Below are 21,276 nucleotides of genomic sequence, written 5' to 3'. Positions count from 1 at the left end.
TCGTTGCGGTGTGCGGCAGGGGTCAGTAACCAGCCCCCGGGTACGCGCGCCCGTACGGGTCGCCGTACGCGCCCGGTGCGCTCGGCGCCGGCATCTGCCGGGGTGCCGCCGGGCGCGGGGCGACCGGCCGCATCTGCGGCTGTTGCTGCTGGTAGGGCTGCTGCCCGTAGCCGGGACCACCCTGCTGCGGGCCGGGGTAACCGTAGCCGCGCTCCCCGGTGTTCTGCTGCGGGACGAACGGCGCGGGCGCCTGGTGCAGGGGGGCGGGCTGCGGCGCGGTCGGCTGGGGAGCCGCGACCTGCGGATAGCCGTAGCCGCGCGGCGCGGTGTGCTGGCCGCCGGCGCCGGAGGCCAGCGCCGGCAGGGCGGCGGGGAGGGCGGGCAGGTGGCCACCCGTGTCGTACGCGGCCGGCACGCGGATGGGGGCTATCTGCGGTGTGCCTCGCTCAGCCACGAGGCTGTCGTAGATCGGGGTGTCAGCAAAGGCGGGGGCACCGTAGTAGCCACCGCCGTAGGTGCTGCGGGGGGAGGGGGAGGTCATGCTCCATAAGTTAAGCCGAAGATGTGCCGTATGAGGAGCCTGGTAAGGGGGCATTTTCCGAGCCCTGGAGAGTCGGCGTCTGCTACATCTGAGCGAACCGGGGAAAATCGGTCATCCGGTTCCGTAGGGATGTTGTAAAGAGTCGATCTTCCTGCGGGAACGCGCGAAACCCCGCACCCGCGATGTCCGCTCCCCGACCGCGCGCCGGCCGTCCCGCCGGTCGTCCCGGCGCCCTCGGGTCGGACCCGTGCGGCGTGCCCCGACCGGCACCTGCCCCCGCGCCCCGGCCGTCTCCGCGTACGCTTCTCCGCGTGAAGATCGCACTCGTCGACTCCGGAATCGGGCTCCTCCCCGCCGCCGCCGCCGTGCGCCGCGCACGCCCGGACGCCGGGCTGATCCTGTCCAGCGACCCGGACGGCATGCCGTGGGGGCCGCGTACCGCGCACGACATCGCCGCACGCGCCCTCGCCTGCGCCCGTGCCGCCGCCGAACTGGACCCCGACGCGCTGATCGTCGCCTGCAACACCGCCTCCGTCCACGCCCTGCCGGCCCTGCGCGCCGCGCTGGAACCCGCCCTGCCCGTGATCGGGACCGTCCCGGCCGTCAAACCGGCCGTGGCCGCCGGGGGGCCCGTCGCCGTGTGGGCCACCCCCGCCACCACCGGGAGCCCCTACCAGCGCCGGCTGATCGCCGAGTTCGCCGACGGCGTCGACGTCACGGAGGTGCCCTGCCACGGCCTGGCCGACGCCGTGGAACGCGCCGACGAAGCCGCCATCGACCTCGCCGTGCGGGCCGCCGCGGCCCTCACCCCGTCCGGCGTCCGCGCGGTCGTGCTCGGCTGCACCCACTACGAGCTGGTCGCCGGCCGCATCCTGGCGGCCGTGCGCACGCCGGGCGCCCCCGAGCCCGTGCTGCACGGCTCGGCGGAGGCCGTCGCCGCGCAGGCCCTGCGGCGCGTGCGGCCCCGCGACGACGCCTCGGCGCCGGTCGAGCCGCCGCTGGTGGTTCTGCGCAGCGGCCGCCGGGAGAGCCTGACCGACGCGGCGCTCGGCTACGCCGCCGGACGCGGGCTCGTCGTCCCGAGCCCCGCCTGACCGGGCGGCACGCCCCGGCGCCCCGCTCCACCCGGCAGCGGACGGCGTAGGCTCGGCGCATGCCCGTGCCCGAATTCATCCGCGAGCTGCGGGACGTCGTGGGGCAGCGCCTCCTCTCCCTCGTCGCCGTGACCGCGATCGTCCACGACGACACGGGGCGCGTCCTGCTCGGACGGCGTGCCGACACCGGGCTGTGGTCCGTCATCGGCGGCATCTGCGAACCGGGGGAACAGCCCGCCGAGACGGCTGTGCGCGAGGTCCTCGAGGAGACCGGAGTGCACTGCGTCGCGGAGCACCTCGTCCTGGTCGAGACCAGGGAGCCCATGCGCTACCCGAACGGCGACGCCTGCCAGTTCCTCGACATCACCCTGCGCTGCCGTGCGGTGGGGGGCGAGGCACGGGTGAACGACGACGAGTCGCTGGAGGTCGGCTGGTTCGCCCCCGACGCCCTGCCGCCGCTTGAGGATTTCGCCCTCTTCCGCCTCAAGCAGGCCGCCGGCGACGGCCCCGCCTGGTTCGCCCCCGCCCGTCCGACCATGAACGGTCCGGGGACGCCGGGCGCCGCACGATAGGCCGCGCGCCTACGTCTTGCGGTAGGTGTAGGCCTCTTCGGCGGCGGCCGCCACGGCGGCGGCGTCGGCACCGGCCGAGGCCGTCACCAGCGCGGCCACGGCACCCTCCACGAACGGGGCGTCCGCCAGCCGCGCCCCCGGGGGAAGTTCGTCCCCTTCGGCCAGTAGCGTCCGGACCGTCAGCACGGCGCTGCCCAGGTCCGCCAGCAGCACCACCCCGGCCCCCCGGTCGGCCCGCCGGGCGGCGTGCGCGATGAGCTCGGCGCTCGTGCCCAGCCCGCCGTCGGGTGTGCCGCCGGCCGCCACGGCCGGGGCCGTCGCGCCTCCGGCGGCCAACTCGGTGGCGAGCCGGGCGACGGACTCGGCCACGTCGCGGCTGTGGGAGACCAGCACGACGCCCACCTGCGGTTGATCCGTCACGGGGTACCACCCTCTCCGTCCGCCGCCCCGGCCCGCGCCGTGCGCGCCAGGGCGGCGAACAGCAGCGCCGACGACGTCGCGCCCGGGTCCTGGTGGCCGATGCTGCGTTCGCCCAGATAGCTCGCGCGCCCCTTGCGGGCCCGCATCGGCACCGTGTCGCCCGCCCCCTTCTCCGCAGCCCGCGCGGCGGCGTCGAGGCCCTCGTCGAGCGCGTCGAGCGCGGGTAGCAGCGCGTCGAGCATGGTCTTGTCACCGGCGGTGGCGCCGCCGAGCTGCCCGACGGCGTCCACCCCGGTGCGCAGCGCCCCGGCCAGCCGCGCGAGGCCGACCTCGGGTGCGTCGTCGAGGGCCTTGCCCGTCCGACGCAGGAGCGTGCCGTACAGCGGCCCGGACGCCCCGCCGACGGTGGAGACGAGGGTGCGCCCGGCGAGCACGAGCACCGCCCCCGGTGTGGGCGGCCGCTCCTCCTCGACGGCCGACACCACGGCGGTCAGCCCGCGCCGCATGTTGGCCCCGTGGTCGGCGTCCCCGATGGCCGAGTCGAGCTCGGTCAGCCGGTCCGCCTCCTCCTCGACGGTCGCGGCGGCGGCCGTCAGCCAGCGCCGGAAGAACGCGGCGTCCAGTGGTACCTCCGGCGCGTCCTCGGGGCCCCGCGCATCCCGGTGTTCGTCCACGAGTCCGCTCACCGTCCCCAGCGCAGCGCGGGGGTGGCGACCGGAGCGTCCCACCACCGCAGCAGTTCCTCGTCCACCTGGCAGAGCGTCACCGAACAGCCGGCCATGTCGAGCGACGTGACGTAGTTGCCGACGAGCGTGCGCGGTACCGCCACGCCGCGCTCGCCCAGCGCCCGCTGCACCTCGGCGTTGAAGCCGTACAGCTCCAGGAGCGGCGTGCCGCCCATCCCGTTGACCAGGGCCAGCACGGGTCCGCGCGGGGGATCGTCCGCCAGCAGCGCGTCCACCGTGGCGTCGGCGATCTCGCCGGACGTCATCATCGGGCGGCGCTCGCGTCCCGGCTCACCGTGGATGCCGATGCCCAGCTCCAGCTCACCGGGCGGCAGGTCGAAGGTGGGCCCGCCCTTGGCCGGGGTGGTGCAGGCGGTGAGCGCCACTCCGAAGCTGCGGCAGGCGTCGGCCACCCGCCGGGCGACGGACTCCACCCGCTCCAGCGGCACCCCCTCGGCCGCGGCGGCACCGGCGATCTTCTCCACGAAGAGCGTGCCGCCGGTGCCCCGCCGCCCGGCCGTGAACGTGCTGTCGGTGACGGCCACGTCGTCCTGCACCAGCACCTTCGCGACCCGCACGCCCTCGTCCTCCGCCAGCTCGGCGGCCATGTCGAAGTTGAGGACGTCGCCGGTGTAGTTCTTCACCACGAACAGCACGCCCGCGCCGCTGTCCACGGCCGCCGCCGCCCGGGCCATCTGGTCGGGGACCGGGGAGGTGAACACCTCGCCGGGGCAGGCGGCGTCGAGCATGCCCGGCCCCACGAACCCGCCGTGCAGCGGCTCGTGCCCGCTGCCGCCGCCGGAGACGAGGGCGACCTTGCCCGCCACCGGCGCGTCACGCCGGACGACGATGCGTCGCTCCACGTCCACGGACAGCTCCGGATGGGCCGCGGCCATGCCGCGCAGCGCGTCGGGCACCACTCGTTCGGGCACGTTGATCAGTTGCTTCACGGCAGAACTCCCGTCCGTCCCGGCGTAGGCGGTCCACCGGTCACTCTTCCACCCGGACGGCCGTCCCACCACAGCACCACGCGGGTCCGGCGGCCGCGTCGACGGCACGCGGTGCGGGGGTGCTCCGCGCGTCCCCGGCTTCTTCCGGCATAGGGTGGCAGCGTGTCAGGCGAACGTGATCTGTCGAAACTGCTCAGCCACATGCGGCCCGACCTGCGCCACGGGGCCTACGTCTTCACCACCGTCGCGGGCCCGGCGCCCGACGGTGTGCGGCCCGTCGCGTCCATCACCGAGGACGAGGGCAGCACTCTGGTGATCACCAAGGAGGAGGCGGACGCGGCCGGGCTCCCGTACGACTACGTCGCCGGGTGGATCACGCTGCGCGTGCACTCGGCGCTGGCGGCGGTCGGGCTGACGGCCGCCGTCTCCACCGCCCTCGCGGAGGCCGGGATCAGCTGCAACGTCGTGGCCGGCTACCACCACGACCATCTCTTCGTGCCCTACGACCGCTCGTCCGTGGCCGTCGCCGTCCTGGAGGACCTGGCGGGCCGTCCGCGCTAGCGGCCCGCGTACCATGGCGGCATGTCCTTCCTCCGCCGCCGCAGCCCCGCGTCGCCCGCCGGTCCGGACTTCGACGTCCTCGCCATGGACCCGGAGGACTGGCCGGGAAACCTCGGAGCGGGGCTCCTCCCGGCCCCCGACGGCAGCTGCCAGGGGGTCTTCCTGCGGTACGACCTGTTCGGCGGCCGCGGCCCCGCCATGATCATCGGCAATCTGCCGGACGGCTCGCCGGCGCGGGACATCGAGGAGGGCGAGGTGCCCTTCGAGGTGGCCCAGCTGCTCGCCGCGCTGGAGATGGACGAGCCGGTGACCGTCACCGGTACGGAGGACTGCCCCGTCATGCACGACGGGAACCTGCTGATCGTCCGCCGGATCACCTGCACCGAGGGCCGGATCGCCTGTGTGCAGTTCGACCGCAGCGACGGCGTCCTCGTCACCATCGCCAGCTGGGACCGGCCGATCACCGACGACCTCTACCAGCTGCTCAAGCCGCTTCCGGCGGAGCTGTTCCAGCAGCGCTGACGGTGATCGGGCCGGGCGCCCGTCACCGCTCCCCGGCCTCCACCAGCCGCACGTCGGCCGCTCTGACGAACGCCGTCCGGTGCCCGAACTGGATCTGCCGGTAGGGCTCGCCCCGCACGACGACGTGGCCCGAGGGGTCGAAGGTCCGCGCGAAGTAGTACTCGCTCGGGACCTGCGGCCCCGCCGCGTACCGTTGCCCCGCCCGCAGCCGGTAGGGCAGGGGCGAGACCTCCTGGGGCGGGACGCCGTCCGGGTAGGCCTCCGCCTGCGGGTAGGCCCGTCCGTAGACCGGGACGAAGTCCGCGCCCGCCCGGGGCGTCACCGCCGGTCCCCGCGCCGGTACGGCGGCCGGACGGGAGGCCGGGTCGTGGAACCACGCCCTCTCCCCCAGGTACCAGATGGCCGTCCAGTCGCCTTCGCGTCCGGCCACCGCGTACGTCTGCCCGGTCGAGGCGCGGGCTCCGACGTCGTTCACCCCGTCGGTGGCGTGGCTGCCGTCCGGGTGAAGCCCGGCGTCCCTCACGAGGGGCGCGTCGGCGCGTGGCGCGGTGTGCAGGCGTACCGCGCCCGAACCGTGCGCCGGGCACCTCGCGCCGGTGCCGTCGCACCGCGTGAACACCGGCCGGTGGGTGGCGTAGTCCGGACGGATGGTGACCAGCCCGGTGTCCGTCCCCGCCCGCTCCGCCGGGGTGAACGGGGAGCCGAGCAGCTCGAAGTAGTGCGCCCAGTCCCAGTAGGGCCCCGGGTCCGTGTGCATGCCCCGGATCGCCGCCGTCGTCACGCCGGGTACGTTGTCGTGGCCCAGGACGTGGTGCCGGTCGAGTGGGATGTCGTGGCGCTTTGCCAGGTAGCGCACCAGGCGGGCGGACGACCGGTACATCGCCTCCGTGTACCAGGCGTCGGGATCGGTGAGGAACCCCTCGTGCTCCAGCCCCACCGACGTGCTGTTGACGAACCAGTTCCCGGCGTGCCAGGCCACGTCCTCGGTCCGTACGTGCTGGGCGATGTGCCCGTCCGAAGCGCGCAGCGTGTAGTGCCACGAGACGTAGGTGGGGTCCTGCACGAGCGAGAGGGCACCCTCGTAGTAGCCCTCGATGTCGTGGACGACGATGTACCGGATCCGCTGCCCGGCGGGGCGCTCGGCCTGGTCGTGGTTCCCGTAGTCGGGGGAGCCGTCGTCGCCCCGGAACTCCTCGTAGGGAGCGGGCACCCAGGAGCACGAGAGGTCGCTCGGGCACTCGGCGCCCGTGTTCTCCCGCGGGGCTCCGGCCCGCTCCTCGCGTTCGGGGCGCAGCCCGGGGGAGGCGGGGAGCGTCATCCGCTGGCCCGTGTCGGTGGTGCGGGCGGCCCCCCGGCGCAGCAGGGCGAACACCTCGTCCGCGAAGAAGGTCCCGCCGCCCTCCTCCGCGCCGGTGTAGGCGGCGACGGCCCCGTACCAGGCGCCGGCGTCCGCGCTGAGCGGCCGGCCCAGCTCCCGCTGGGCGGCGGCCAGCAGCGCCGCGCCCCCGCGCACGTTGGCGGCCGCGTCGCCGCGCAGCCGGCCGGGCGGGAGGCCGGTCAGTCGGGCGGCCCGCTCCAGCGTGCGCAGCCGGACGGGCACCCGGCGGGTGTCCGGCAGGGGACGGGGACCGGCGCGGTAGGGGCGTGCGGTGTCCCCGCGCGGGTCCTCGGCGCCGTGCCCGTGGTGCGGCCGGGAGCGGGCCAGGGCGGTGCGGGCGTCGGTGAGGTGCATCGGCCCGTAGCCGCCCGAGACGCTGGGCTCCCCACCGTGCTGGTCCCATCGCGACTGCAGGTACGCCACGCCGAGCAGGACGTTCTCCGGTACGCCGTGGCGCCCGGCCGCCTCCGCGAAGGCGGCCTGCAGCGCGCCCCGGCCGCCTCCCGTGGCGTCGCCCGGCGCGTCCGGCGGGACCGCCGACACCAGCGGGAGCAGCAGCGCGGCCGTGACGGCGCCGACGGCCGCCCGGCGCAGCCGCCGGTCCCGACGGCGGTGCGGCGGGCGGCACGGAGGGCGGGGGGACGGAGTGGAACCTGGCACGGCGGCCTCCTGGCGCGGGCCCGGAGGTGGGGGTGGCGGCCCGCCTGCCTCACAGGTAACGCGCGGCCGACGGTGCGTCAAACACCGTCGGCCGCGCGCCGTCACGTCCGATGACCTTCAGGGAACGTTTCTTCCCGTCTCCGTCACCGCTCCCTCACCGCGATCGCCAGCGGTCCGTCAGCGCGTACCGACCGCCGCCCGCACCGCGCGACGGGCCAGGGCCACGTCGTCGTGCAGCCGGCGCAGCAGCAGGCGCTGCTCCTCGCCCGCCGACAACGCGCCGTCCCGCTCGGCGCCCGTCCCGGGTGCCGGCGCCGGACTCCGCATCGTCCGGTGCACCGCCGTCTCGCAGCTGCGGATCTCCCGGGTCAGGACGAGCATCAGGTTCACCAGGAAGGCATCTTGCGTCGCCGGACCCGCCGCCTGCGCCGCGACGCTGATCCGCCGCCGGGCCAGCGGGGCTTCGCCCAGCACGGACCACAGGGTCGCCAGGTCGTACCCCGCCAGGTACCAGCCGGCGTGCTCCCAGTCGACGAGGACGGGACCGCTCGGCGCCAACAGGACGTTGGCGGGCAGCGCGTCCCCGTGGCAGAACTGCCAGGCCGACTGGCCGCCACCCTGCAGCGCGCTGTGCAACAGTTTGTGCAGGTCGCCCATGTCCCGGTCGGTGAGCAGACCGAGCTCGTGGTAGCGGGTCAGCCGGGCGGCGTAGTCCAGCGGCTGCTCGAACAGCCCGGCCGGCGGCTGCCAGCCGTTCACCTGTCTCAGCGCGCCCAGCACCGCCCGCACGTCGCCCGCGGGCACCGGGTCCGAGGGGTGGCGCTGCAACGCGGCGGGACGGCCGGGCATCCGCTCGATGACGAGGGTGCAGCTGTCCGGGTCCGCCGCGACCAGCCGTGGCGCCCGGACCGGCGGGCGGTGGCGGACGAACGCCCGGTACGCCGCTATTTCGTGCCGGTACCGCTCGGCCCACGCGGGGGAGTGGTCCAGTAAGCACTTGGCCACCGCCGGGGTACGCCCGATGTTGCCCACCAGAAGCGCCGAGCGGCCGCTGTGCCGCAGCACCTGGACGGCCCGGAAGTCCGGGCAGATGCGGTGGACGAGAGCGAGGGCGGAGCGCAGGCGTGCGCCCTGGGCACCGGACAGGTCGAGCCTCCCGCTGATCGGCTGGCGGCCGCCCAGCGGGACGGGTCCTCGGACCCGGTGCGATCGCTCCGGGGCGCCCGCGCCGGGGAAGTGCGCGGCCAGGCCGGTCCGGGGCGGGGCGGACACGGGGGACGTTGCGTGATACATGCGCGAGCCGGATCCCTTCGTGCGCCGACAGGTGTGTGCGCTGCCCCGGTCCGGCCCACGTCCGGCGCATCCCGCACCCTGGGGAATGCCGGTCGGTCACCGGACGGCGACAGAGCCGGGGCGGCGCTCTTCTACATCACACCGCCCAGCGGGTGGCAGACCATGTGGCGGACCCTGGCGAACCCCTGGCGAATGCACCCGACCCCCCGCTGCGGCCGTTACTGTCAACTCAGCCGAGAACCTGGGGGCTTGACGTGAACAAAGGACCCAACACCCGTCTCGCGGATCTGTTCGAGCTGACCGGTTGGTCCAAGGGCGAACTCGCCCGGATGGTCAACCGGCACGCTGCGGCCATGGGGCACCTCCAACTGGCCACGGACACCTCGCGGGTGCGGCGCTGGATCGACCGGGGCGAGAGCCCGCGCGATCCCGTTCCCAGGGTGCTGGCCTCTCTGTTCACCGAGCGACTCGGCCGTGTCGTGACCATCGAGGACCTCGGGTTCGGCAGATCAGGGCCATCGGCCCGGCGGCAGTCCGTGACCGGCCTGCCGTGGGCCCCTGATCAGACCGCCCTGGTCCTCACCGAATTCACGGGAATGGACCTCATGCTCAACCGACGCGGCTTGGTGGGCGCGGGTGCCGCGCTCGCCGCAGGATCAGCCCTCCACAACTCCCTGAACGACTGGCTGCGGAGCGACCCGGCCGGATCCCCGGCCGGCCGTCCCGCCACCGCGGAACACGCCGCCTTCGACCTCGACGACGTCCCACCGGTCGGCGCCGAGGAGATCGAGGCCCTGGAACGCTCGGTCGAGGTCTTCCGCGCCTGGGACGCCTCCCGGGGCGGCGGGCTCCAGCGCAAGGCCGTCGTCGGGCAGCTCAACGAGGTCGGCGGCATGCTCGCCACCGACCATCCGCCGCACCTGAAGCGACGTCTGTGGGGCGTCGCCGCCAACCTGGCCGTCCTGGCCGGGTGGATGTCGCACGACGTCGGCCTGGAACCCACCGCGCAGAAGTACTTCGTGCTCGCCACCCACGCCGCCCGGGAAGGCGGCGACCGGCCACGCGCCGGAGAGGCGCTCTCCCGGGCCGCACGCCAGATGGTGCACCTCGGCCGTCCCGGGGACGCGCTCGACCTCATGAAGCTGGCACGCTCCGGCTCGGGTGAGGAGACGCTGCCCCGCACCCAGGCCATGCTGCACACCATCGAGGCGTGGGCCCAGGCGTCCATGGGGCGCGGCCAGGCCATGCGCCGCACCCTCGGCGAGGCGGAGGAGCTGTTCACCTCCGACCGGGGGGACGTGCCGCCGCCCAGCTGGATGCAGAACTTCGACGAGGCCGACCTGCACGGCATGCAGGCACTGGCGTTCCGCACACTGGCCGACCACGACCCGGGTGCGGCGGGCTCCGCCGAGTTCCACGCCAAGCGGGCCCTGGAGCTGCGCGGCAAGGGGTACCAGCGGTCCCAGATCTTCGACTACATCTCGCTCGCCTCGGCGTGCTTCATCGCCGACGATCCGGAGCAGGCCGACCGCTACGCACGGCTCGCCCTGGTGTCGATCGGGGAGACCTCCTCGCACCGCACCTGGGACCGGCTGCGGGAGATGTACCGGCTGACGGCCCAGTACGCCGGCTACCCGAAGATCGAGAGCCTGCGCGAGGAGCTGGAGTACGCCCTGCCGAAGGCCCCCGCCAAGCCGCGTACGGCCGCGGTCAGGAGCCCGGGAGGTCTCGACGTCTGACCTGCGGCGGGGACGTCACGTACCGGGCGCGGGCGCGCCCGGCGGCGGGCCGGGAACGCGTGCGATCAGGGCACAGGCGTCGTCCTCGCGTGCTGCTGCGCCGAACTCCTCGACGACCAGCCGCAGGCCCTCGCGCGCGGAGCGCGCTGCGGTGAGTCGGCCGCCCAGACCGAGGAGGCGGGCCGTGGCACCCGTTCCGTCCGTGGCACCCGTTCCGTCCGGGGCGTCCGGGGCGGATGCGGGGACGTGCGGGGCGAGGGCGTCCGTGTGCAGCACCAGCAGGTCGCCCGGAGCGAGCCGTTCGCTGTGCTCGGCGTAGACCGCGCCGCTGGTCGCACCGAGCAGCACGCCCTCGGGCGGATCGAGCCGACGCCCGTGCCCGGCGCGGTAGAGGACGGGCGCCGGGTTTCCGGCCTGTGCCCAGGTCAGCGTGGCCGTGCCCGGTTCGTAGCGGCAGCAGACCGCGCTCCCGAGCGCGGGCTGGGCCGCCCCGTCGAGCAACTGGTTGAGGTGTCCCATCAGCGGGCCCGGGCGCACCCCGGCCAGCGCCAGTCCCCGCACGGCGCCGAGCAGTATCGCCATGCCGGAGGTCGCTTCGACGCCGTGCCCGGTGAGGTCCCCGACGGTCAGCAGGGTCGAGCCGTCACCGAGGGCCATGGCGTCGTACCAGCTGCCGCCGATGAGGCCGTCCGAGGCGGACGGCAGGTAGCGCGCGGCGAGGTCGAGGCCGCCGCCGGTGGAGCCGTGCGGTCCCGGCAGCCGCAGCTCCTCCCGCCACGGGGGCAGCACGGCCTCCTGGAGCTCGACGGCCAGCCGGCGCTCGGTGCGGGCCAGTTGACGCTGCTGCCGCGCCAGGTCGCGGGACTCGCGCGCGGTGCGTTCCCCCCGGCGCAGTGTGCTGACGTCCCGGACGACGGCCCAGACCGAGGCGGCGCGGCCCTCGCCGTCGAGGACGGGTTCGCCGCGCATGTGAAGGGTGCGCAGCGTGCCGTCGTCCCGCAGGATGCGGAACTCGCCGTCGATGGGCCGGGCGTCGACGAGGCAGTCGGTGACGGCGCCCATCAACCACGCCTGGTCGTCGGGGAGGAGCCAGGTCGGCAGTTCGTCGAGCGAGAGGGGTCCGGTCTCGGGCGTGCGCCCGAAGATCGTGTAGAGCTCCGGGGACCACTCCACCTCGTCGGTCAGGAAGTTCCACTCGGCGTTGCCCACCCGCTCCGCCGAGGCGGCCCGCGGGGGGCACCCGGCCGGTGCGTCCGTCCCGGCGGGTCCGGTCGGCGCGGTGGACAGTCCGTCGCGCAGCTGGTCGAGCCGGCGGCCCAGGTCGTCCAGGTGCAGCACGGCGAGGTCGCACAGGGCGCGCTGCCAGCGGCGTTCCGGATCGGTGCTGTGACCTCCCTCCTCCTGCTCGGCCCCCTGGCGGACGGCGTCGACCTCGCCGCGCAGGCTGTGTGTGCGCGAGATCAGCGTGTCCAGGGTGCCGGGGCCGGGCACCGGCGCGGACGGGCTGTCCGCCGAGGAGTGTGAGGGCATCGCGTACTCCGATACGAGCAGTGAGCGGCGTGCGCCGGGGAAGAGTCCGGTAACGACTCTTGCACAGACCGCGACATGCCGTAAGCCGTTTGGCAACACCCGATACGGTGTTGCCTTCGGCATGTGTCAACGGTTGACGGGCGCCCCACCCCGGCCCGGCGGAATCCACTCCTCCAGTAGGCTGCGGCCTCGGCGCCCGCCCCGGTACACGGGATTGGGCAGCCGCCTCACCGGCAAGAAGACCCCCGACGGAAATCCCGTTGCCAGCCACTCACCCCGCACCGGATGCTGACCTCTATGTACGCGGAAAATCTCGGCCAATACGTCGATCCAGACATAGCGCCCAGCGGTACGCTGCTCGGCCTGCTGCAGCGGGGCCGTGGTGACGGCACGCTGCACGCGCTGGCGGCGCCCCGTGCCGAGGCCCTCGCCGCCCTGCACCACTGTCTGGCCAACGACCCGCGCCGTGACTGGCAGGTCGAGCACCGCTCCCTGTACTACGCCCGCCTCCACCGCGACCTCGACGCCGGGCTGGACGCCGTCGCCGCCCACCTCTTCTCGCCGCAGGATCAGCTGGACACCCGGGAGGAGCGCACCGGGCTCGCCCTCTCCGTGCTCGGGCACCTCGCCTCCTACGGCAACGTCGGGGCCCTGCGGCTGCTGCGCGAGTACACCGCCCGGGGCGCCAACTGGCCGTGGGCCCTGGACGAGCTCGCCGTCCGCGACGACGACACCGCGCTGCGTCGGCTGGGCCCCGCCGTCCTCAGCCGCTTCCCGCGCACCGCCGACGGCGACGCCGAGCTGGCCGCCGCCCTGCGCGGGGCGTTCGAGCCGCGCCCGTGGCGACTGTGGGAGGAGGACCCCACCCGCCCCGAGCAGCGCGAGCGCCTGTCCAGGGCCCGCGAGCAGCACTCCTTCGACCGCTGGTCCCGCCAGCTGCGCTCGGCCGGCCCCCGCCCCGGCTGGAGCGTCCGCGAAGTCCTCGCCTGGGCGGAGGAGCCGCCGACGCCGCCCGGCGACGAGTCCGCGGACGCCGAGCCCTTCGACCCCGATCTCGCCCGGCAGCAGCGGGCGGCCGCCGCCGCTCGCTGCCTGGCGGCCGTCGCGGGGCCGGAGGACCGGCCCGCACTGCTCGCCGCCGGGCGCGGCGGCGCCGACACGGCCCGCCAGGCCGCCCTGCGCCACCTCGCGGAGGGCGGCGACCCCGAGGCCCTCGACCTCGTCGAGCTGGCCGTGGCCGACGGCTCCCCGCAGGTCGCCCGGGCCGCCGCCGCCGCGTTCGCCCGGATGCGCGGCGCCGGCGCCGTCGTGCGCGCCCGGCGCTGGGCGGGCCGCGACGACGTCCTCGGGGTCGAGGCCGCCGCGATGCTCGCCTGCCGTGGCGACGCCGGGGACGCCGACGCCGTCCTGGCGGCCCTCCGGCGCACCGTGCGGGCGGCGGGCTGCGACAGCGACGCCTTGTGGCCCCTGGTGGACGGCGTCGGGCGACTGAGGGTCCGCTGTGCCGCGCCCGTCCTGCGGCACCTCTACCGGGAGACGACCTCCTCCCAGCTGCGCGGACGCACGGCACGGGCCCTTGCCGCCACCGACCCGGCCTTCGCGGCCTCCTTCGCCGTCGAATGCCTGTGGGACTGCGAGGAGTCCACCCGCGAGGTCGCCGCGCGGGCCGCCACCACGGGCGACGACCGGGTCGTGGAACGGCTGCGCCGACTGGCCGCCGACCCGGCCGAGGAGGCCGGCGTCCAGAGCGCCGTGCGCGGCCGGCTCGAACCGGGGGCGCAGAGCGGCGGCTGAACCGGGACGCGGGCGCTCCGCGTCGGGCCCGGGGGCAAGCGCTCACGGGGCGTTCCGCTGCCGGACACGCCGTCGCCGCCCCGGGCACGCACGGGGCGGCGAGAAACCCCCTATGAGAGTCGCCATCGTCACCGAGTCCTACCCGCCCGACGTCAACGGCGTCGCCCACAGCGCCTGGCAGACCGCCCGGCACCTGCAGCGGCGCGGCCACGCCCCGCTGGTCGTCGCGCCGGCCCCGCCGCCGGGCGCCCGTCGCCCCCGCGCCGACGGCCCCGCCCCCGTCGTGCACGTCCCCTCCCTGCCGCTGCCGGGCTATCCGCAGGTGCGTGTCGCGGTGCCCAGCCGCCGCCTCGCCGCCGCCCTCGCCGGCCACCGCGCCGACCTCGTCCACCTGGCCGGACCGTTCGTGCTCGGCGTCCGGGGCATGGCGGCCGCCGCACGGCTCGGCCTGCCCACCGTCGCCGTCTACCAGACCGACCTCGCCGGGTACGCCCGCACCTACCTCGGTGCGGGGGAGGCGGCGGCCTGGCGGCGCATCCGGGCCGTCCACGCCGCGGCCGACCGCACCCTGGCGCCCTCCACGGCCTCCGCCGCCGAGTTGGGCGCGCACGGCGTGCCCCGGGTGCACCTGTGGCCGCGCGGCGTGGACACCAGCCGGTTCGACCCCCGTCACCGTGACGTACGGCTGCGCCGCGCCCTGGCGCCCGGCGGCGAACTGCTCGTCGGCTACGTCGGCAGGCTCGCGCCGGAGAAGCAGGTCGCCCTGCTCGCCCAGGTCTGCGAGCTGCCCGGCGTACGGGTCGTCGTGGTCGGCGACGGGCCGAGCGGACCCGCCCTGCGCGCGGCCCTGCCGGGGGCCGTCTTCCTCGGCCGCCGCACGGGGGCGGAACTCGCCCGCATCTACGCCGGCCTGGACGTCTTCGCGCACACCGGCCCGTTCGAGACGTTCTGCCAGACCGTGCAGGAGGCGCAGGCCAGCGGCGTGCCCGTCGTGGCACCGGCGTCCGGCGGCCCGCTGGACCTGATCGACCACGGCCGCACCGGGCTCCTGGTGCCCCCGGGCGACGCCGTGGCCGTGCGGGAGGCCGTCCGCACCCTGCGCGACGACCCGGCGCTGCGCGCCCGGCTGGCCGAGGCGGGGCGGGCGGGCGTCGCCGCACGCACCTGGGAAGCGGTCGGCGACCGGCTCCTGATCCACTACGAGCAGGTCCGCGACGCCCGCGCCGGGCTTCCCGTCTGACCGGCGGCGCGGCCGCGCCCGTACCTGACACGATGGAGCGATGAGCGGACGCTGGGAGTTCTGGATCGACCGGGGCGGCACCTTCACCGACGTCGTCGGCCGACGGCCCGACGGGCGGCTGATCACGGCGAAGCTGCTGTCCCACGACCCGGGCCGCTACCGGGACGCCGCCGTGGCCGGTATCCGCCGCATGCTGGGACTCGGCCCGGACGAGCCGGTGCCCGCCGACCGCGTCGCCGCCGTCAAGATGGGCACCACCGTCGCGACGAACGCCCTCCTGGAGCGCACCGGTGAGCCGACCGTCCTGCTCACCACCGCCGGATTCCGCGACGCGCTGCGCATCGCCTACCAGAACCGCCCGCGCCTCTTCGACCGGCACATCGTGCTGCCGGAAGCGCTCTACGACCGCGTCGTCGAGATCCCCGAACGCGTCGGCGCCCACGGTGAACCGGTCACCGCGCTGGACACCGCCGCCACCGTGCGGCTCCTGCGCGAGGTACGGGCGGACGGATTCCGCTCGGCCGCCGTCGTGCTGCTGCACGGCTACCGCCACCCCGGCCACGAGCGGGAGGTCGCCCGCCTCGCGGCCGAGGCCGGCTTCACCCAGGTCAGCTGCTCCCACGAGGTCAGCCCGCTCATCAAGCTCGTGCCGCGCGGCGACACGACCGTCGTCGACGCCTACCTCTCGCCGGTGCTGCGCCGCTACGTCGAGCAGGTGGCGGCCGAGCTCAGCGGCGTCGACCTGATGTTCATGCAGTCCGGCGGGGGCCTGCGGGAGGCGGCTCACTTCCGCGGCAGGGACGCCGTTCTCTCGGGTCCGGCCGGCGGGGTCGTCGGCATGGCCCGGAGCTGCGCCGAGGCCGGCCACCACCGGGCCATCGGCTTCGACATGGGCGGCACGTCCACCGACGTCTCGCACTACGCCGGGGATCTGGAGCGCACCTTCGACGCCGAGGTGGCCGGGGCGCGGATGCGCGCGCCCATGATGGACATCCACACCGTCGCGGCGGGCGGTGGGTCCGTCCTGCACTTCGACGGCGCCCGCTACCGCGTCGGCCCCGACTCCGCCGGAGCCGTGCCGGGACCGGCCGCCTACCGCCGGGGCGGCCCCCTGACCGTCACCGACGCCAACGTCATGCTCGGACGGATCCAGCCCGACCACTTCCCGCACGTCTTCGGCCCCCGGGGGGACGAGCCGCTCGACGCCGAGGAGGTCCGGCGCCGCTTCACCGCCCTCGCCGAGGAGATCACCGCCGCCACCGGGGACCGTCGCACCCCGGAGGAGGTGGCCGCCGGCTTCCTGGAGATCGCCGTGCTCAACATGGCGAACGCCGTCAAGAGGATCTCCGTCCAGCGCGGCCACGACGTCACGCGCTACGCCCTGGCCGCGTTCGGTGGCGCGGGCGGACAGCACGCCTGCGCCGTGGCCGACGCCCTGGGAATCGACACCGTTCTCGTGCCCCCGCTCGCCGGCGTGCTGTCCGCCTACGGCATCGGGGTCGCCGACGCCACGGCGATGCGGGAGCGATCGGTGGAGGCCGAACTCGGCGACGCCACGCTGCCCGCCGTACGGGAGGTCTGCGCGGAACTGGCCGAGCAGACGGCCGCCGAGCTGCGGGCGGACGGCTTCGCGGCGCCGGACGTCAGCACCCGCGCCCGGGTGCACCTGCGCTACGCCGGCACCGACGCCGCCCTGCCCGTCGAGCTCGACGACCTCGCCTCGATGCGCGGCGCGTTCGAGGCCGCCCACCGTGCCCGGTACGGGTTCACCATGGACAAGCCCCTGGTCGCCGCCACGGCCGTCGCCCTGGCCACCGCCCGGGCCGGTGCGTACACGCCGCACCGCGATGAGCGCGCCGCCCGTCCCGGCGTGCCGCCCCCGGCCGCGCGGGTCCGTGCCCACGGGCCCGAGGGCCGGCGCGACGTCCCCCTGTACCGGCGCGCGGACCTGCGTCCGGGCGAGACCGTCCGGGGCCCGGCGATCATCGCCGAACCCGACGCCACCACCGTCGTCGACGAGGGCTGGCAGGCGGGTGCGGGGGAGTGGGGGCACCTGGTCGTCACCCGGGCCACGCCCCGGCCCCGCACCACCGCCGTCGGCACCGAGGTCGACCCGGTGAAGCTGGAGGTCTTCAACAACCAGTTCATGGCCGTGGCCGAGCAGATGGGGCTGCGCCTGGAGAACACCGCCCACTCCGTCAACATCAAGGAACGGCTGGACTTCTCCTGCGCGCTCTTCGACGCCGACGGGAACCTCATCGCCAACGCCCCGCACATCCCCGTTCACCTCGGGTCGATGGGTGAGTCCATCAAGGAGGTGCTGCGCCGCAACACCGGCACCATGCGGCCCGGCGACGTGTACGCGATCAACGACCCCTACCACGGCGGTACGCACCTGCCCGACGTCACCGTCGTCACCCCCGTCTTCGCCGAGCCGGGGGCGGTCGGCGAGGCCCGCACGCCCGAGCTGCTGTTCCTGGTCGCCTCGCGCGGGCACCACGCCGAGATCGGCGGCCTCACCCCCGGCTCCATGCCCGCCTTCAGCCGCACCGTCCACGACGAGGGCGTGCTGTTCGACAACTGGCTCCTCGTCCGTGACGGAGTGCTGCGCGAGGCCGGGACGCGTGCCCTGCTCGGCGCGGGCCCCCACCCCTCCCGCAACCCGGACGCCAACCTCGCCGACCTGCGCGCGCAGATCGCCGCCAACGAGAAGGGCATCAGCGAGATCCGGGGGATGATCGAGCACTTCGGCCTCGACGTGGTACGGGCCTACATGGGGCACGTGCAGGACAACGCCGAGGAGTCGGTGCGGCGCATCATCGCCGGGCTGCGGGACGGCTCCTGCCGGTACGAGACGGACAGCGGCGCCGTGATCGCCGTCTCCCTGCGCGTGGATCGCGAACACCGCAGCGCCGAACTGGACTTCACCGGCACCTCGCCCCAGCGCGACGACAACTTCAACGCGCCCAGCTCGGTCGTCATGGCCGCCGTCCTGTACGTGTTCCGCACCCTGGTCGCCGACGACATCCCCCTCAACAGCGGGTGCCTGACACCGCTCACCGTCCGCATCCCCGCCGGCTCGATGCTCGCGCCCGCCCACCCGGCCGCCACGGTCGCGGGCAACGTGGAGACCTCGCAGGCCGTCACCGGCGCCCTCTACGCCGCCCTCGGCGTGCAGGCCGAAGGCTCGGGCACGATGAACAACGTCACCTTCGGCAATGACCGCGTCCAGTACTACGAGACCGTGGCCAGCGGCTCCGGAGCGGGCGACGGCTTCCCCGGCGCCCACGCCGTCCAGACCCACATGACCAACTCCCGCCTCACCGACCCCGAGATCCTCGAATGGCGCTACCCGGTGCGCGTCGAGGAGTTCCGCGTCCGCACCGGCAGCGGCGGCGCGGGCCGCTGGCCGGGCGGCGACGGTGTCGTGCGGCGGCTGCGCTTCCTCGAACCCATGACGGCCGCCCTGCTGACCGGGCACCGCCGGGTGCCGCCCTACGGCATGGCGGGCGGCGCCCCGGGCGCCTGCGGACGCAACAGCGTGGAACGGGCCGACGGGACGGTGACACCGCTCGACGGCGTCGCCTCGGTGGACCTCGGCACCGACGACGTGCTCGTCGTCGAGACACCGGGCGGCGGAGGGTACGGCCGCCCGTTGGGCCGACCGGCCCGGTGAGCGCGCCTCCGGGCCGCGCGGCGTCCGGTGTCGTCGGCAGCGCCTACGCTGTGCTTCGTGAGTTCCGCCGTACCCGTCCCCCGCCCCGGACCGCTCCGTCCGGCCCCCGGGCCCGCTGCCGACGAAGGCCTGGCCCGTCGGCTGCGCGCCCTCGCCTGCACCGCGCCACTGCACGACCTCGACGCCCGCAAGGTCAACCTCGCGGGGGAGTACGGCACCTACGCGATGGCCGAGGTGGCGCTCGCCGCCATCGACCTGGTCACCCTCCAGATGGACTTCGACACCGGCGCCGACCACGAGGACGTCGTCTCCCGGCTGATGCCCCGCGTCGCCGCGCAGGCCCCGCAGCGGCCGGCGGCCGAACACGAACGCGTCGCCCGCTGGGTGCTGGAGAACCTCATCAACGTCGGCAGCGTCGACCGCGGCTTCCGCGCCGTCTACGGGACGTTCGCCCCCGACGGCAGCTACGTGCGCCGGGACTACGACTTCAAGCTCGTCGAAGAGGTCCCCGGACCCGGCGGCCGGGTCTACCTGCGCACCACGGACGAAGCGGTCAACGTCCTGGTCGGCGCCCTGGACACGGACGTCACCAGCGCCCAGATCGCCGCCGAGGTCAAGCTGGAGGTGCTGGTCAGCCGCGGCCGGCTCGCGGACGCCCAGCTCGCCGCCGAGCAGGCCCGCTACCGCACCGTCCAGTACGCCGAGACGCTGCGCCGCACGTTGGAGGCCACCCGGCGCAACGTGCGCGCCGTCGACTGGCTGCACACCGTGCCCGACCTCATCGCCGAGGCGCTGGACCACGTCGCCGACCGCTACCGGCACGAGAACGCGATCCTCACCAACATCCGCCGCGCCCGGGACGAGACGGGCGAGGACAAGCACCCCGACCACAAGCTCCGCGCCGCCGAGCTGGTCGACATCGTCAAGGACTGCATCCGGCGCCACACCCAGCTCCAGTCCCGGCTGCTGGAGGCGGGCCCCCTCTTCCGAGCCGAGCAGGACCGCCAGGCCTTCGCCCCGCCGGCCGCCCGCGTCGGGCTCGACCTCCACGGGCAGCTCCTCGCCCCTCTGCTGCCCGAGCCCCTGGAGCGGGCCGCCCGGGTCACCGACGCCTTCTTCGCGGCGGGCTCCGGCCTGCGCCCGCCCGCCGCCGTACGCCTGAGCGATCTCACCGACCTGCTCCTCACCCCGCCCGCCCCGCGCGAACACCTCGGCGCCGAGATGCCCGAGCCCGACCTCGTCGCGACACCGGACGACAGCCGCTTCAGCGAGGAGCAGTTCGCCGCCGCCCACGAGCTGCTGCGGCTCCCTCCCGACGCCCCGCGCCGGCTCTCCGGCCTCCTCGCCGACGCCCGGCGCCGCGACCCCGAGCTGCCGTACCTCGTGTCGCTGCTCGCCGTGCACGCCGCCAGCCCGCCCGTCGGCACGGCCTACCGGCAGGGCGAGCGGCAGCTGCTGTTCGCCGTGGACGACGGCACCGAACTGTCGGACGAGGAGTTCGGCGGGGCCGACCTCATCGTCGGCACCGCGCTGCTGGACGCCGCCTCCATGGCCGCCGCGCGCAGCGAGGCCGCCTCGTGAACCCCACACCCGTCACTCCGCTCGACCGCACCACCCCCGAGGAGCCCCTGCCGTGACCGACACCGGCACCGAGGCCGCCCCGCGCGGCCCCCAGGACGGGCCCGCCGCCCTCACCCCGGCCGACGCCGCGGACGCCGCCCGGCTGGTCGCCTTCGGTCTCCAGCCCAAGCTGGTCCCGGCCCGCGACGCCGACTACGCCGAACTGCTGCGCCGTCACCGGGACGACCCGGGCTTCGCCCGGCTCACCGACGCCGTCGCCGCCGGGCTCGGCCTCGTCGTCCTGGAGGTGTCCGCGCGGGCCGGCATGGCCGTCACCGCCGCCGAGGACTCGGTCTTCGCCGTCCGCATGGGCGACTACGCGCGTCGTGCCGCCACCGACGCCACCGACCGCTTCCTGCACGGCCTGGCTCACCTCGCCGTCGCCGCCCTGGCCTTCCCGCGCCCCGAGGACCTGGCGGACGACGGCTACATCGGCCGGGTCTCCGTCAACGGCGTGGACGCCTTCGTCCGCCAGGCCTGCCGCCGACTGGAGGAGCGGGCCGAGGAGCAGGGCGAGAACACCGACCCCGCCACCGACGCCCCCGGCCTGGAGGCCGCCTGGCGCGTCTACGCCCGGCGCAGCGCCACCGGGGCCACCAAGGACGCCCGCCGCCTGGCCGGCTCCACCACCGGCATCGTCGGCAAGGCGGTCGCCTTCCTCGTCGACTCCGGCTTCCTCCAGCGCACCGGCGACGATTCGGGCGGCACGTTCCGCACGACCGCCCGCTACCAGCTCCAGGTGCGCGACATGGCGGGCAGCGCCGCCCTGACCGAGCTGCTGGAGCTCGGCGTCGTCCCCGTCAGCGACGGCACCGGAACCCTCCTCCCCCCGGTCGAGGACCCGGAGGCCGAGCTGGCCGACGGAGCGGGCCTCCCCTTCCACGCCTGACGTCACACGCCCTGCCCGACGTCCGCCCGGCCGACGCCCGCCCCACCGACATCCGCACCCCGCCGACCACGC

17 protein-coding genes are annotated in these 21,276 nt (G+C 75.4%); 10 read left to right on the top strand and 7 right to left on the bottom strand.

Annotated features, from left to right (window positions below; translation table 11 throughout):
* Window positions 1-22 precede the first annotated feature (22 nt).
* Window positions 23-541 carry a DUF6643 family protein gene (locus tag V6D49_RS01070; RefSeq protein ID WP_340556250.1) on the bottom strand — a complete coding sequence of 173 codons (519 nt, stop codon included), beginning with the start codon at window positions 539-541 and terminating at the stop codon, window positions 23-25.
* 311 nt (window positions 542-852) lie between these two features.
* Here V6D49_RS01070 and V6D49_RS01065 point away from each other — a divergent pair, with 311 nt between their 5' ends.
* Together V6D49_RS01065 and V6D49_RS01060 are read left to right on the top strand one after the other, a co-directional pair.
* On the top strand, window positions 853-1,635 hold the full coding sequence (locus V6D49_RS01065) for a glutamate racemase (protein WP_340556249.1): 783 nt from the start codon (window positions 853-855) through the stop codon (window positions 1,633-1,635).
* Window positions 1,636-1,694: 59 nt separating this feature from the next.
* The gene (locus V6D49_RS01060) at window positions 1,695-2,207 is read left to right on the top strand and encodes an NUDIX hydrolase (RefSeq protein WP_340556248.1); all 513 of its coding nucleotides are present in this window, start codon (window positions 1,695-1,697) and stop codon (window positions 2,205-2,207) included.
* A gap of 9 nt (window positions 2,208-2,216) precedes the next feature.
* On the opposite strand, the gene V6D49_RS01055 is transcribed toward V6D49_RS01060, so the two are convergent.
* From V6D49_RS01055 to dhaK, 3 genes are read right to left on the bottom strand one after another with little or no spacing between them, the layout of a single operon-like run.
* Entirely contained in the window at window positions 2,217-2,627 is a 411-nt protein-coding gene (locus V6D49_RS01055) for a PTS-dependent dihydroxyacetone kinase phosphotransferase subunit DhaM (RefSeq protein ID WP_340556246.1), read from the bottom strand.
* Window positions 2,624-3,301 (bottom strand): dihydroxyacetone kinase subunit DhaL, encoded by a 678-nt coding sequence (gene dhaL / locus V6D49_RS01050; protein ID WP_445330609.1) that lies wholly within the window; start codon window positions 3,299-3,301, stop codon window positions 2,624-2,626. The genes V6D49_RS01055 and dhaL overlap by 4 nt, the downstream gene beginning before the upstream one ends.
* 8 nt (window positions 3,302-3,309) lie before the next feature.
* Complete coding sequence (gene dhaK, locus V6D49_RS01045; protein ID WP_340556244.1) at window positions 3,310-4,302, bottom strand: dihydroxyacetone kinase subunit DhaK; 993 nt, start codon at window positions 4,300-4,302, stop codon at window positions 3,310-3,312.
* A gap of 162 nt (window positions 4,303-4,464) precedes the next feature.
* Here dhaK and V6D49_RS01040 point away from each other — a divergent pair, with 162 nt between their 5' ends.
* Both V6D49_RS01040 and V6D49_RS01035 read left to right on the top strand, forming a co-directional pair.
* Window positions 4,465-4,863, top strand: coding sequence for an ACT domain-containing protein (locus V6D49_RS01040; RefSeq protein ID WP_340556242.1), 399 nt, complete (start codon window positions 4,465-4,467; stop codon window positions 4,861-4,863).
* Between the two features lie 21 nt (window positions 4,864-4,884).
* Window positions 4,885-5,385: a hypothetical protein gene (locus V6D49_RS01035; protein WP_191208321.1), complete on the top strand. Its 501-nt coding sequence runs from the start codon at window positions 4,885-4,887 to the stop codon at window positions 5,383-5,385.
* 22 nt (window positions 5,386-5,407) lie between these two features.
* Here V6D49_RS01035 and V6D49_RS01030 read toward each other — a convergent pair whose 3' ends face one another.
* Both V6D49_RS01030 and V6D49_RS01025 read right to left on the bottom strand, forming a co-directional pair.
* Window positions 5,408-7,423 carry an N-acetylmuramoyl-L-alanine amidase gene (locus tag V6D49_RS01030; protein WP_445330446.1) on the bottom strand — a complete coding sequence of 672 codons (2,016 nt, stop codon included), beginning with the start codon at window positions 7,421-7,423 and terminating at the stop codon, window positions 5,408-5,410.
* Between the two features lie 177 nt (window positions 7,424-7,600).
* On the bottom strand, window positions 7,601-8,716 hold the full coding sequence (locus V6D49_RS01025; protein WP_340556240.1) for an aminoglycoside phosphotransferase family protein: 1,116 nt from the start codon (window positions 8,714-8,716) through the stop codon (window positions 7,601-7,603).
* A gap of 254 nt (window positions 8,717-8,970) precedes the next feature.
* Here V6D49_RS01025 and V6D49_RS01020 point away from each other — a divergent pair, with 254 nt between their 5' ends.
* Window positions 8,971-10,455 carry a DNA-binding protein NsdB gene (locus tag V6D49_RS01020; RefSeq protein WP_340556238.1) on the top strand — a complete coding sequence of 495 codons (1,485 nt, stop codon included), beginning with the start codon at window positions 8,971-8,973 and terminating at the stop codon, window positions 10,453-10,455.
* Window positions 10,456-10,470: 15 nt separating this feature from the next.
* On the opposite strand, the gene V6D49_RS01015 is transcribed toward V6D49_RS01020, so the two are convergent.
* Entirely contained in the window at window positions 10,471-11,985 is a 1,515-nt protein-coding gene (locus tag V6D49_RS01015) for a PP2C family protein-serine/threonine phosphatase (protein ID WP_340556236.1), read from the bottom strand.
* Window positions 11,986-12,282: 297 nt separating this feature from the next.
* On the opposite strand from V6D49_RS01015, the gene V6D49_RS01010 reads away from it, so the two are divergent.
* From V6D49_RS01010 to V6D49_RS00990, 5 genes are all read left to right on the top strand, one after another.
* Window positions 12,283-13,779, top strand: coding sequence for a HEAT repeat domain-containing protein (locus tag V6D49_RS01010; protein ID WP_340556234.1), 1,497 nt, complete (start codon window positions 12,283-12,285; stop codon window positions 13,777-13,779).
* Between the two features lie 112 nt (window positions 13,780-13,891).
* Window positions 13,892-15,019, top strand: a complete 1,128-nt coding sequence (locus tag V6D49_RS01005) for a glycosyltransferase family 4 protein (protein WP_340556232.1) — start codon at window positions 13,892-13,894, stop codon at window positions 15,017-15,019.
* Between the two features lie 40 nt (window positions 15,020-15,059).
* A complete protein-coding gene (locus V6D49_RS01000) occupies window positions 15,060-18,695 on the top strand; it encodes a hydantoinase B/oxoprolinase family protein (RefSeq protein ID WP_340556230.1) in 3,636 nt (1,211 codons plus the stop codon).
* A 57-nt stretch (window positions 18,696-18,752) separates the two neighbouring features.
* A complete protein-coding gene (locus V6D49_RS00995; protein ID WP_340556229.1) occupies window positions 18,753-20,276 on the top strand; it encodes a hypothetical protein in 1,524 nt (507 codons plus the stop codon).
* Window positions 20,277-20,328: 52 nt separating this feature from the next.
* The gene (locus tag V6D49_RS00990) at window positions 20,329-21,204 is read left to right on the top strand and encodes a hypothetical protein (protein WP_340556227.1); all 876 of its coding nucleotides are present in this window, start codon (window positions 20,329-20,331) and stop codon (window positions 21,202-21,204) included.
* Window positions 21,205-21,276: the final 72 nt, after the last annotated feature.

This window comes from Streptomyces sp. GSL17-111 (assembly GCF_037911585.1).
Lineage (GTDB): Bacteria > Actinomycetota > Actinomycetes > Streptomycetales > Streptomycetaceae > Streptomyces.
This window is presented reverse-complemented; position numbering and strand designations above follow the sequence as displayed.